Annotated in this window: 11 protein-coding genes; 4 read left to right on the top strand and 7 right to left on the bottom strand. The window is 72.9% G+C overall.

The window, feature by feature from the left end; translation table 11 throughout:
* Complete coding sequence (locus JAN01S_RS02705) at window positions 1–360, top strand: cupin domain-containing protein (protein WP_068313266.1); 360 nt, start codon at window positions 1–3, stop codon at window positions 358–360.
* Entirely contained in the window at window positions 360–1,502 is a 1,143-nt protein-coding gene (locus JAN01S_RS02700; RefSeq protein ID WP_068313334.1) for an adenosine deaminase, read from the top strand. Before JAN01S_RS02705 ends, JAN01S_RS02700 begins: the two co-directional genes overlap by 1 nt.
* Window positions 1,503–1,584: 82 nt before the next feature.
* Here the strand turns inward: JAN01S_RS02700 and deoC are convergent, their stop codons facing one another.
* Genes deoC through JAN01S_RS02675 form a run of 5 tightly spaced genes read right to left on the bottom strand, consistent with a single transcriptional unit; the run spans window position 1,585 to window position 6,196 of the window.
* Window positions 1,585–2,364 carry a deoxyribose-phosphate aldolase gene (gene deoC, locus JAN01S_RS02695; protein ID WP_068313263.1) on the bottom strand — a complete coding sequence of 260 codons (780 nt, stop codon included), beginning with the start codon at window positions 2,362–2,364 and terminating at the stop codon, window positions 1,585–1,587.
* A 4-nt stretch (window positions 2,365–2,368) separates the two neighbouring features.
* Window positions 2,369–3,004 carry a YigZ family protein gene (locus tag JAN01S_RS02690; RefSeq protein ID WP_068313260.1) on the bottom strand — a complete coding sequence of 212 codons (636 nt, stop codon included), beginning with the start codon at window positions 3,002–3,004 and terminating at the stop codon, window positions 2,369–2,371.
* Window positions 3,005–3,012: 8 nt separating this feature from the next.
* Window positions 3,013–3,630, bottom strand: coding sequence for a uridine kinase family protein (locus tag JAN01S_RS02685; protein WP_068313259.1), 618 nt, complete (start codon window positions 3,628–3,630; stop codon window positions 3,013–3,015).
* Window positions 3,631–3,641: 11 nt separating this feature from the next.
* On the bottom strand, window positions 3,642–5,378 hold the full coding sequence (locus tag JAN01S_RS02680) for a phospho-sugar mutase (RefSeq protein ID WP_068313258.1): 1,737 nt from the start codon (window positions 5,376–5,378) through the stop codon (window positions 3,642–3,644).
* Complete coding sequence (locus JAN01S_RS02675) at window positions 5,378–6,196, bottom strand: purine-nucleoside phosphorylase (protein WP_068313255.1); 819 nt, start codon at window positions 6,194–6,196, stop codon at window positions 5,378–5,380. The genes JAN01S_RS02680 and JAN01S_RS02675 overlap by 1 nt, the downstream gene beginning before the upstream one ends.
* Before the next feature lie 25 nt (window positions 6,197–6,221).
* Between JAN01S_RS02675 and JAN01S_RS02670 the strand changes: the two genes are divergently transcribed.
* Window positions 6,222–7,637, top strand: a complete 1,416-nt coding sequence (locus JAN01S_RS02670) for an NAD(P)H-quinone dehydrogenase (protein ID WP_068313252.1) — start codon at window positions 6,222–6,224, stop codon at window positions 7,635–7,637.
* A 59-nt stretch (window positions 7,638–7,696) separates the two neighbouring features.
* Window positions 7,697–8,110 carry an antitoxin gene (locus JAN01S_RS17330; protein ID WP_068313249.1) on the top strand — a complete coding sequence of 138 codons (414 nt, stop codon included), beginning with the start codon at window positions 7,697–7,699 and terminating at the stop codon, window positions 8,108–8,110.
* Here the strand turns inward: JAN01S_RS17330 and JAN01S_RS02660 are convergent.
* On the bottom strand, window positions 8,050–9,972 hold the full coding sequence (locus tag JAN01S_RS02660) for an MFS transporter (RefSeq protein WP_280513170.1): 1,923 nt from the start codon (window positions 9,970–9,972) through the stop codon (window positions 8,050–8,052). The two genes, JAN01S_RS17330 and JAN01S_RS02660, sit on opposite strands and share 61 nt — an antisense overlap.
* Window positions 9,973–10,055: 83 nt before the next feature.
* Window positions 10,056–11,825: an acetyl/propionyl/methylcrotonyl-CoA carboxylase subunit alpha gene (locus JAN01S_RS02655; RefSeq protein ID WP_068313244.1), complete on the bottom strand. Its 1,770-nt coding sequence runs from the start codon at window positions 11,823–11,825 to the stop codon at window positions 10,056–10,058.
* Window positions 11,826–11,950: the final 125 nt, after the last annotated feature.

Here is an 11,950-nt window from a genome sequence, read left to right as displayed (position 1 = left end):
ATGCCGGAGCTCAACGACTCCCCGTCGATCATCGACGTGCCTGGAGGCAAGGTCATCGCCGAGCACGTCGGCCGGGTCGCCACCGGCACTGACGCGATGTCGGTCGCCCACATGCAGGCCCCGGCCAACTGGTCCGAGCCGGCCCAGCGACCCGACTTCGACGAGGTGACGCTCGTCGTCTCCGGCACCGTGCTCGTCGAGCACGACGGCGGGACCACCGCCGTGGGCGCGGGGCAGAGCATCGTCACCCGGGCCGGTGAGCGCGTGCGCTACTCGACCGGCCCCGAGGGCGCGGAGTACGTCGCCATCTGCACGCCCGCCTTCGCGCCGGACACCGTCCACCGGGAGGACGAAGGGTGATGCTCGACGAGGCGGGCATCCGCTCCCTGCCCAAGGTGGTGCTGCACGACCACCTCGACGGTGGGGTGCGGCCGGCCACCGTGCTCGAGATCGCCGGCGAGGTCGGGCACGAGCTGCCGGTGGGCGGAGCGGAGCGCACCGCCGAGGGGCTGGCCCGGTGGTTCCGGGAGTCGGCCGACTCGGGTTCGCTCGTGCGCTACCTTGAGACCTTCGAGCACACGGTCGGGGTCATGCAGACCGCGCCGGCGCTGCGTCGCGTCGCGCGTGAGTCGGTGCTCGACCTGGCCCGCGACGGCGTCGTCTACGCCGAGTCGCGCTACGCCCCCGAGCAGCACCTCCGGGGAGGACTGACGCTCGAGCAGGTCGTCGAGGAGGTCGACGCCGGATTCCGCGAAGGGGAGGAGCAGGCGGCCTCCGAGGGGCACCCGATCGTGGTGCGCTCGTTGCTCACCGCGATGCGGCACGCCGCCAAGTCGCGCGAGATCGCCGAGCTCGCCGTGAGGTACCGAGACCGCGGTGTCGCCGGCTTCGACATCGCCGGCGCCGAGGCGGGGCACCCGCCGAGCCGACACCTCGACGCCTTCGAGTACCTGCGGCGCGAAAATGCGCACTTCACGATCCACGCGGGTGAGGCCTTCGGGCTGCCGAGCATCTGGGAGGCGCTGCAGTGGTGCGGCGCCGACCGGCTCGGTCACGGGGTGCGCATCGTCGACGACATCGGCTTCCGCGGGGCGACGGTCACCGACGACCCGCTGGCCGCCAACCAGGCCGCGCGCGAGGACCCCTCGCAGCTGCGGCTGGGGCGCCTGGCCGCCTTCGTCCGCGACACCCGGGTGCCGCTGGAGATGTGCCCCCACAGCAATGTGCAGACCGGTGCGGCTCCCTCGATCGCCGCGCACCCGATCACGCTCCTGGCGAAGCTGCGCTACCGGGTCACGCTCAACACCGACAACCGGTTGATGTCCGACACGTCGATGACGCAGGAGATGCACGCTCTCGTCACCGAGGCGGGCTGGGAGCTGGACGACCTGCGCTGGGTGACGACCAACGCCATGAAGTCGGCCTTCCTCCCCTTCGACGAGCGGCTCGAGCTCATCGAGGGGACGATCAAGCCGGCCTACGCAGCGGCTGCCTCTGCCTGAGCCCCTCGGCTGGTGCGCCATCCCGCGGGTGGAGGTATACCCGCGGACGAAAGGTCCGCGAGTTCCCCGCCAATCAATGCCTTCAGTACGAGTCGCTCGGGGCGCTCTCGCCGGAGTGCCCCGGCTCGGGGACCACGAGCCCGGCCGCGCCGACCTGCTCAGCCTCGGCGAGCAGGGCCGCGGTGCTCGAGGTGCCGATGCGGGTGACGCCCTCGGCGAGCATGGCGAGCAACGTCGGGATGTCACGCACGCCGCCGGAGGCCTTGACCTCCATGGCGTCGGGGGTGTTGGCGCGCATGAGCGCGACGTCGGCGAGGGTGGCGCCACCGCCGGCGAAGCCCGTGGACGTCTTGGTGAAGTCGGCGCCCGCGTCGGCGCTCGCGCGGCAGGCGTCGACCTTGGCGCGCTCGTCGAGCAGGGCCGTCTCGAAGATGACCTTGACGATCACCCCGGCCGCGTGGCCGACCTCGACGACGGCAGCGATGTCGTCGCGGACCGCGGCGACGTCCCCACCGCGCAGGCGGCCGATGTTGAGCACCATGTCGAGCTCGGTCGCGCCGTCGGCGAGGGCCTGCTGCGCCTCGGCGACCTTGGCTGCCGTCGAGGTCGTGCCGTGGGGGAACCCGATGACCGTGCACACGCGCGTCGGGCTGCCGTCGACCTCGGCGATCGTGGTCCGGGCCAGGGCCACGTCGCTGGGCCGCACGCACACGCTCCAGATGCGCTGCGCCGCGAGCTCACGGACGGAGTCGGCGACCTCGTCGGGGGTCAGCTCCGGCTTGAGCAGGGCGTGGTCGATGAGGTCGGCGACGTCCTGCATCGTCAGGGTGCTGCCGGGGGCGAAGGGGGGACGGCGGGTCATGCGGTCAGCCTAGGTGGTCGACCCATCGCGACCCCACCTCACGAGGCCGGCCGGCGCCGGCGGTCACCTCGGCCACGAGCGGGGTGAGAGCGTCCTGATCGTCCGCGGGCACACCGAGCACCAGGGTCACCTCGGCTCCGTACCGGGCGTCGAGGACCTGGACGCCGCGGGCGCGCAGCTCGTTGTCGACGCGCCCGGCGTCGGCGTGCGGGACGACGAGCTCGTGCTCGCTCACGAGCACCCGTCGCAGGGTGCCGGCGGAGTCCAGACCGGCGCGGACGGCGTCGCCGTACGCGCGCACGAGGCCGCCGGTCCCGAGGAGCACCCCGCCGAACCACCGCGTCACGACCGCGACGACGTCGCTCACCTCGTGGCCCACGAGCACCTCGAGCATCGGCGCACCGGCGGTCCCGGAGGGTTCGCCGTCGTCGGACGAGCGGGCGATCCCACCTCCCGGCCCGAGGACGAAGGCGGAGCAGCGGTGCCGGGCGTCCCAGTGCTCCTTGCGCGCCCGCTCGACGACGGCGCGGGCGTCCTCCTCCGACTCCACACGGGTGAGGGTGCAGAGGAACCGGGACCGCTTGACCTCCAGCTCGGCCGCGCCGTCCCGGGCGATCGTCAGGTAGGAGGTCGTCGACATCGGCGCGCTCAGGCCGGGGCGAGCTCGCGCTCGGCCTCGTGCGGGGTGGCGCAGCGGGCGCCGAGCTCCACGTGTCGGGCGACGACACGGGGTTCGTCGCGCATGAGCACCCAGCCGCGGTGCACGAGTGTCAGCGGCGGCTTGCGGCGCTCCTTGAGGTCGCGCAGCAGCCTCAGCACGAAGGTCTTCATCCGGTGGTGGCGGATGCACCACGCCGAGTGGAGCAGGCCCGCGTCGCGCAGCGCCGGGATGGCCTCGGCGGCGAAGATCCCCTCCGCGATGACCAGGTCGTCCGGGCGAGCGGTGACGGTGTGCGTGCCGGTCGCGCGGGAGACGCTGATGTCGTAGACCGGCATCGACGCCGTCCCCGTCCCGAGCAGCTGGCGCAGGGAGGCGATGGCAGCGTCCTCGTCCCAGCTGTCGGGGTGGTCCCAGTCGACCATCCCGAGCTCCTCGCTGCGGGGCAGGTCGGGCGCGTCCGCGTCCTTGTAGAAGTCGTCGAGCCGCACGACCGGCCACCCGTGGCGCCGGTGCAGGCGACCGGCGAGACGCGACTTGCCCGAACCGCTCGGCCCGGCGAGGACGACGACCCGGCCGGAGGGGAGGGGCTGGGCAGGCGTCGACACGAAGGGAGAGTCTAGAGGGCGGTGAGCCCCTCCATGGCGGTGCGTACCGCGGCCAACCGCTCTGCGGCCCGACCGCGGGCAGCGGCCAGGTCCTCGGCGCCGGCGACGGGCTCGACGACCTCGAGGTAGACCTTGAGCTTCGGCTCGGTGCCCGAGGGGCGCACGATGACCCGCGAGTCGTCCGCGAGGAAGTACCGCAGTCCGTCGGTCGGCGGGAGTCCACCCGCGCCCGCGCTGAGGTCCTCGGCCGTGGCCACCTCCGATCCGGCGATCTCGGTGGGCGGGGTGGCCCGCAGCCGTTCCATGATCCGGTCGATGTCGGCCAGGTCCTCCACACGGATGGAGAAGGCGTCGGTCTGGTGCACGCCGAGCTGCGTGTGCAGGTCGTCGAGCACGGACTGGAGGGTCCTCCCTTCGCCCTTGAGGATCGCGGTGAGCTCGGCGATGACGAGCGCGGCCGAGACGCCGTCCTTGTCCCGCACGAGGTCGGGGGCGACGCAGTAGCCGAGCGCCTCCTCGTAGCCGTAGTGCAGGCCCTCGACGCGGGCGATCCACTTGAAGCCGGTGAGCGTCTCCTCGTGCGCCACTCCGGACTGGCGGCACATCGCGGCGAGCAGCCGCGAGGAGACGATGGAGTTGGCCATCCGTCCGCCCTCGGGCACCCCGCGCATGATGAGGTGCGAGGCGAGCAGCGCGCCGAGCTCGTCGCCGCGCAACAGCCGGTATCCGCCGTCGGCGACCGGGGCGGGGACCGCCACGGCGCAGCGGTCGGCGTCCGGGTCGTTGGCGATGACGAGGTCGGGCTTGCTCTCGCGGGCCGCGGCCAGGGCGGCGTCGAGCGCGCCGTCCTCCTCGGGGTTGGGGAAGGCGACGGTCGGGAAGTCCGGGTCCGGGGCCGCCTGCGAGTCCACCTTGGCGGGCGCGGCGAAGCCGGCGCGGACGAAGGCCTGCTCGACCGTCCCGTCACCCACGCCGTGCAGCGCGGTGTGCAGCACGGTCACGTCGCGCGGGGTGTCGAGACCCACGACACCGGAGACCGCGTCGAGATAGGCCTCGAGCACCTCGTCGCCGGCGACCTCCCACCCGGACTCCGCCCGCGGGACCGAGGCGACGGTCGCGACACGGGAGATCTGATCGGCGATCTGCGCGTCGCTCGGCGGCACGATCTGGCTGCCGTCACCGAGGTAGACCTTGTAGCCGTTGTCCTGCGGCGGGTTGTGGCTCGCGGTCACCATGACGCCCGCGTCGGCCCCCAGGTGCCGGATCGCGAAGGCCAGCACCGGCGTCGGCAGCGGCTCGGGCAGCAGGACCGCCCGTCCGCCCGCGGCCGTGACGACGGCCGCGGTGTCCTCGGCGAAGACGTCGGAGTTGTGCCGGGCGTCCCGCCCGATGACGACGAAGGCGCCGTCCCGAGGTGCGACGGAGGAGCCTCGAAGGGGGGAGTCGCGCAGCGTCTTGAGGTGGGCCACCAGGCCCGCGGCGGCCCGGATGACGACGGCGCGGTTCATCCGGTTGGGGCCGGCGCCGAGGGCGCCGCGCAGGCCGGCAGTGCCGAACTGGAGCAGCCCGGCGAAGCGGTCGGTGAGGTCGGCGACAGCGTCGGAGTCGCCCCCGTCGGCAGCTGCGACGACCTCCTCCAGCTCGGCGCGGGTCACCGGGTCGGGGTCGTCGGCGGCCCACTCGCGGGCCGCGGCGACGAGGTCGTCGGGGACCTCGTCCGTCGCGTGGTGGCCGGCGTACTCGGTCATCAGATGCGCCCGACGATGCTGGCCAGGAGGGTCCCGCAGCGCTCGGCGGCGGCCTGCCCGGCGGCGACGACCTCGTCGTGGGCGAGCGGCGTCTCGCTGATGCCGGCCGCGGCGTTGGTGACGAGTGAGATGCCCAGGACCTCGAGCCCGGCCTCGCGGGCGGCGATCGCCTCGAGGGTCGTGCTCATGCCGACGAGGTCGGCGCCGAGGATCCCGGCCATGCGCACCTCTGCGGGCGTCTCGTAGTGCGGCCCGCGGAACTGGGCGTACACGCCCTCGTCGAGGCCCGGGTCGACCTCGCGGGCGAGTGCCCGGAGCCTGGGGGAGTAGAGGTCGGTGAGGTCGACGAAGTTGGCGCCCTCGACCGGTGAGGTCGCCGTGAGGTTGATGTGGTCGCTGATGAGGACGGGCGTCCCCGGCCCCCACTCGGGCCGCAGTCCGCCGCACCCGTTGGTGAGGACGATGGCCCGGCAGCCGGCCGCGGCCGCGGTGCGCACGGCGTGGACGACGGAGCGCACGCCCCGCCCTTCGTAGTAGTGCGTCCGGGTGCCGAAGACGAGCGCGCGCCCGCCCGACCCGGTGATGTCGATGGAGCGCAACTGCCCCGAGTGGCCGGCGACGGCCGCGGCCGCGAATCCGGGGATCTCGGCCTGCTCGACGGTGGCGAGGGTCTCCCCGACGAGGTCGGCGGTCTGGCCCCAGCCCGACCCGAGGACGAGCGCGACGTCGTGGGTGGGCGCGCCGGTGCGCTCGGCGATCACCGCCGCGGCGTCACGGGCGAGGGCGAAGGGGTCCTGGCTGTCGGTGTGCTCGGTCACAGGCGCAATCTACAAGGGTGGTTGGATGGGTGTCGTGACACGAACCAGCTCAGTTGTGATCCTCGGCGGCGGTCCCGGTGGCTACGAGGCGGCGCTCGTCGCCGCCCACCTGGGTGCCGACGTCTCCGTCGTCGACCGGGACGGCATCGGCGGCGCCGCGGTGCTCACCGACTGCGTCCCGAGCAAGACCCTCATCGCGACCGCCGACTACCTCGGGGGGATCGAGACGGCGTCGGAGCTGGGTGTCCACCTCGAGGACCACGAGGGTGATGTCGCGACCGAGACCGTCGCCGAGCTCGACGCGATCAACCGCCGTGTCCTGGCCCTGGCCGCGGCGCAGTCGCAAGACATCACCGCCCGGCTGCTCGAGGTCGGCGTCCGGGTGGTCCCGGGCACCGGTCGGCTCACCTCGGCGAGCGAGGTCGTCGTCGAGGGCGAAGGGGGGACCACCGAGACCCTGCACGCCGACGTCGTCCTCGTGAGCACCGGCGCCACCCCGCGCGTGCTGCCCACCGCGCAGCCCGACGGGGAGCGGATCCTCACCTGGCAGCAGATCTACGCCCTGCCCGAGATCCCGGACAAGCTCATCGTCGTCGGCTCCGGTGTCACGGGCGCCGAGCTCGCGCAGGCATACCTCGGGCTCGGCACCGACGTCACCCTCATCTCCTCGCGCGACCTCGTGCTGCCGGGGGAGGACCAGGACGCCGCCGCCGTCATCGAGGACGTCTTCCGCCGACGTGGCATGACCGTGCTCAACCGCTCACGCATGGCCTCGGCCGAGCGCCGCGGCGAGGGCGTCGTCGTGACGCTCGAGGACGGCCGCGAGGTCGAGGGCAGCCACGTGCTCATCGCCGTCGGTGCCGTGCCCAACACGGGCGGCATCGGCCTCGAGGAGGTCGGGGTCGAGCTCAGCGAGTCCGGGCACATCGTCACCGACCGGGTCTCGCGGACCACGGTGCGCGGGATCTACGCGGCGGGTGACTGCACCGGGGTCTTCGCGCTCGCGTCCGTGGCTGCCATGCAGGGGCGCACCGCGATGGCGCACGCCCTCGGCGACGCGGTGACCCCCCTTCGTCTCTCGGCGGTCTCGGCCAATGTCTTCACCGACCCGGAGATCGCGACCGTCGGCATGAGCGCCCGGGACGCGGCGGACAACCCGGACGTCGAGGCCGTGATGATGCCGCTCTCGCGCAACGCGCGGGCCAAGATGCTCGGCATCGAGGAGGGCTTCGTCAAGCTCTTCTCCTACCGCGGCACGGGCACGCTGCTCGGCGGTGTCGTCGTCGCGCCGCGGGCCTCGGAGCTGATCTTCCCCGTGGCCATCGCGGTGCAAAATCGGCTGTCCGTCGACCAGGTCGCCTCGACCTTCACCGTCTACCCCTCGCTCACCGGCACGCTCGCGGAGGCGGCCCGACGGCTCCACCCGTTGCACGGCGAGTGAGGGTCGTGCCGCGCTAGGGTCGATCCGCAGGAGTCGAACCCCGGAGCGAGGAGCACGACATGAGTGACCAGCCCCAGAAGTTCAACGGCGGCGAGTACGTCGACAAGGCCCGTGACGCGGCCCGCGAGCACCCGGACCAGGCGCGCAGCGCGATCGACAAGGTGCAGGACGCGGTCAACCAGCGGACGGGCGGCAAGTTCGAGTCGATGATCGACAAGGCCGGCGACTTCGTCGAGGACACGCTCGGCCTGCCGGAGGAGACGAAGGGGGAGCCGCAGGACTCGCAGCCGACCCCGTCGGAGCCGACCGAGCCCGCCCCGCCGCAGGAGCCCCGGTCGCCGGAGCCGCCGGACCGGCCGCAGCCACCGTCGCAGCCCCAGGAGCCGACCCGCGTGCCGGTACCGGAGTCCGGTCAGTCCGGCACGCCCGACGCCGGGTCGGCGTCGACCGGCGAGGGCAAGCTGCCCGGCTGATCCAGCTGCAGGTCGGCGCTCACCGAGCGTCCACCCGACATGAGGATCCGGCTCGTCGTCGCGCCGCTGGTGCGGTCGACCGCCGTGAGGTCGTAGACGCCCTCCTTGGGCAGCGGCAGCGAGTACTGCCCCTCGGTGTCCGTGCGCACCCACGACACCGACCCACCCGAGCGTCGGGTGATGACGACGGACGCGTCGGGCACGGGACGCTGGTCGTGGTCGGTGACCCGGCCGATGACCGTGGCGCGTTCGCTCATGACGAAGGGCGCGATGGTGCGGTTGTCGGTGAGGTCGACGTAGGCCGAGGCCGGTGACCAGCCGGGTGCGGTCGCGACGAAGAGGTGCCGCATGGGCCCGGCGGTCGCGACGCTGAAGTCGCCGGCGGAGTCGGTGTGCGACCAGTCGACGTGGCTGCCTCGCCCGCCCATGACGGTGACGACCGCGCCGGCGATGCCGTCCCCCTTCGCGTCGACGACCCGGCCTCGCACGACGTGGTCAGCGGTCAGGCGCTCGGTCGGCTGCGTCTCGCCCTCGGCGAAGCGCTGCCGGGCGAAGGGGATGATGAGGCCGACCGAGACGGCGGAGGCGACGGCGGCGAGGACGAAGGTCGTCGCGAGCCCGCCGTAGGTCGGGAAGCCGCTCGCCGTGATCGTCGCCGCGAGGACCGCAGCCGTGACCGCGCTGGCGCTCGAGGTGCCGACCGAGCGCAGGAGGGTGTTGAGCCCGTTGGCCGCGGCGGTCTCGGTGACGGGCACCGAGCGCATGATGAGGGTCGGCAGCGCCGAGTAGGCCAGCGCCGTGCCGATGGTCACCGTGATGGTGCCGACGACGACGAGCGCGATCGTGTCGCTGAACGGGATGCGGGCGAGGTAGGAGACGGCCATGATCAGGCCGCCGGCGGCGATGGCCGGCTCGGGGCCGAAGCGGCGGGTGACCCACCCCGACACCGGCGCGAGCAGACCGAAGGCGACGGCGGACGGTGCCATCCACAGCCCGGCGTGCAGCGCGTCGAGACCGAGGCCGTACCCGGTGTCGGTCGGGGTCTGCAGCAGCTGGGTCGAGACGAGCATGTTGACGAACATCGCGAAGCCCATGAGCAGCGAGATCGTGTTGGCCGACATGACGACCGGCTGGGCCGCGGTGCGGATGTCGACGAGCGGATTGGGGATGCGCAGCTCCAGCGGGACGAAGACCGCGAGCAGCGCCGCACCGGCGGCGAGGCAGCCGAGCGTGCGGGCGTCGGTCCAGCCCCAGTCGGAGCCCTTGGAGACCGACAGCAGCACGAGGACGAGGGCCAGGCTGAGCAGCGTCGCGCCCCGCACGTCGAAGGCGCCGGGTGTGCGCACGCTCGACTCCGAGACCGTCGCGATGACGAGCCCGACCATGACGAGCGCGAGGACGCCCGGGAGCCACAGCACCGCGTGCCAGTCGACGACCTGCGCCAGGTAGCCCCCGAGGGGCAGGCCGACCCCGGCGCCGATGGCCAGGGTGGCGCTCATCAGAGCGACGGCGAGCGGCACCTGATCGGGCTCGAGCTCGTCGCGCATCGTCGCGATGCCGACGGGCACGAGGGCCATGCCGATGCCCTGGAGGGCGCGGGCGAGGATGAGGAAGGGCAGCGACGTCGCGAACCCGCCGACGAGCGCGCCGAGCGCGACGATGCCCAGCGTCACGAGGATCATCCGGCGCTTGCCGTACATGTCGGCCATGCGGGAGATGACCGGGGTGGCGACGGCGCCGGCGACGAGGGTCGCGGTCACCATCCACGAGGCATTGCCGGCGGTGGTGCCGATGAGGTCGGGCAGGTCCGGCACGAGCGGCAGCACCATCGTCTGCTGGAGCGAGACGACGGTGCCGCACAGGGCGAGGACGGCGACGACGACGCCCCCGCTGCGCCGGGCGGGCGCGACGGGGGCGTCGTCGGTGGTGGTGTCGCTGGAGATCGTCAGTCCTTGATCTCGGCGAGGACCGCGCCGTTGCTCACGGTGGCCCCGACCTCGGCCGACAGGCCGCTGATCGTGCCGGCCTTGTGGGCGTTGATCGGCTGCTCCATCTTCATCGCCTCGAGGACGACGATCAGGTCACCCTCGGCGACCTCCTGGCCCTCCTCGACGGCGATCTTGACGATCGTGCCCTGCATGGGGGCGGTGAGGCTGTCGCCGGAGGCCGCGGCGCCGCCGCCACCCCCACCGGAGCGCTTGGGCGCCTTCTTCTTCGCCGTGGCGCCGCCGCCACCGCCGAGCGAGAGCCCGCCCGGCAGGACGACCTCGAGGCGCTTGCCGCCGACCTCGACGGTGATCTTCTGGCGCTCGCCCTCGTCCTCGGCCGCCTCGCCGACCTCGCCGCCGTAGGGGGCGATCTGGTTGTCGAACTCGGTCTCGATCCACCGCGTGTAGACGGAGAAGGGCGCGTCACCCTCCGGGGCGAAGGCCGGGTCGCGGACGATCGCCTGGTGGAAGGGGATGACCGTCGGCATGCCGTCGACGACGAGCTCGTCGAGGGCACGGCGGGAGCGCTCGAGCGCCTGCTCGCGGGTGGCGCCGGTGACGATGAGCTTGGCGATCATCGAGTCGAAGGCACCGGCGACGGTGTCGCCCTCCTCGATGCCCGCGTCCCAGCGGACGCCGGGACCGTGCGGGACGCGCATCTTGGTGACCGTGCCGGGGGCGGGCATGAAGTTGCGTCCGGCGTCCTCACCGTTGATGCGGAACTCGAAGGAGTGGCCACGGGCGATCGGGTCGTCGTAGCCGAGCTCCTCGCCATCGGCGATGCGCAGCATCTCGCGGACGAGGTCGATGCCCGTGACCTCCTCGGTGACCGGGTGCTCGACCTGCAGGCGGGTGTTGACCTCGAGGAAGGAGATCGTGCCGTCCTGGGCGACGAGGTACTCGCAGGTGCCGGCGCCGACGTAGCCGGCCTCCTTGAGGATCGCCTTGGAGGCGCGCACGAGCTCGGCGTGCTGCTCCTCGGTGAGGAAGGGGGCGGGAGCCTCCTCGACGAGCTTCTGGTTGCGGCGCTGCAGCGAGCAGTCACGCGTCGAGACGACGACGACGTTGCCGTGCTGGTCGGCGAGGCACTGGGTCTCGACGTGGCGTGGCTTGTCGAGGAACTTCTCGACGAGGCACTCGCCGCGGCCGAAGGCCGTGACGGCCTCGCGGACGGCCGACTCGTAGAGCTCGGGGATCTCCTCCATCGTGTAGGCGACCTTGAGCCCGCGACCGCCGCCGCCGTAGACGGCCTTGATGGCGATCGGCAGGCCGAACTCCTCCGCAAGGGCGACGACCTCGTCGGCGTCCTTGACCGGGTCGTTGGTGCCCGGAGCGAGCGGGGCGTTGGCCTTGACAGCGATGTGCTTGGCCTTGGCCTTGTCACCCAGCGCGTCGATGGCCTGCGGGCTCGGGCCGATCCAGATCAGCCCGGCGTCGAGGACGGCCTGGGCGAAGTCGGCGTTCTCCGCGAGGAAGCCGTAGCCGGGGTGGACCGCGTCGGCGCCGGAGTCCTTGGCGACCTGGAGCAGCTTGTCCTGCAGCAGGTAGCTGTCCGCCGGGGTCTGGCCGCCGAGCGCGTACGCCTCGTCGGCGACCTTGACGTGCAGGGCGTCACGGTCGGGCTCGGCGTAGACGGCGACGGAGCCGACGCCGGCGTCGGCGCAGGCACGGGCGATGCGGACGGCGATCTCGCCGCGGTTCGCGATGAGGACTTTGCTGATGGCCATGGGCCGCAGACTACTGCGTGACCGGGCCCCCGCGTGTGTCGCCCGCATCGTGGCGAGCGCCACGCCCCCTTCGTCCGGCTCCTGCCACGAACTGCGGCTGGCCACACCTACGAGGGCCAGCCACA

The sequence above is a fragment of the Janibacter anophelis NBRC 107843 genome (assembly GCF_001570945.1).
Classification (GTDB): domain Bacteria; phylum Actinomycetota; class Actinomycetes; order Actinomycetales; family Dermatophilaceae; genus Janibacter; species Janibacter anophelis.
The sequence above is the reverse complement of the archived record's forward strand: the minus strand, read 5'-3'. Positions and strand labels throughout refer to the sequence as shown.

Coding starts and splice junctions, on each gene's coding strand:
- deoC (WP_068313263.1), bottom strand. CDS start 2,364: ATGACCCGCCGTCCCCCCTTCGCCCCCGGCAGCACCCTGACGATGCAG.
- JAN01S_RS02705 (WP_068313266.1), top strand. CDS start 1: ATGCCGGAGCTCAACGACTCCCCGTCGATCATCGACGTGCCTGGAGGC.
- JAN01S_RS02700 (WP_068313334.1), top strand. CDS start 360: ATGCTCGACGAGGCGGGCATCCGCTCCCTGCCCAAGGTGGTGCTGCAC.
- JAN01S_RS17330 (WP_068313249.1), top strand. CDS start 7,697: ATGAGTGACCAGCCCCAGAAGTTCAACGGCGGCGAGTACGTCGACAAG.
- JAN01S_RS02680 (WP_068313258.1), bottom strand. CDS start 5,378: ATGACCGAGTACGCCGGCCACCACGCGACGGACGAGGTCCCCGACGAC.
- JAN01S_RS02690 (WP_068313260.1), bottom strand. CDS start 3,004: ATGTCGACGACCTCCTACCTGACGATCGCCCGGGACGGCGCGGCCGAG.
- JAN01S_RS02655 (WP_068313244.1), bottom strand. CDS start 11,825: ATGGCCATCAGCAAAGTCCTCATCGCGAACCGCGGCGAGATCGCCGTC.
- JAN01S_RS02670 (WP_068313252.1), top strand. CDS start 6,222: ATGGGTGTCGTGACACGAACCAGCTCAGTTGTGATCCTCGGCGGCGGT.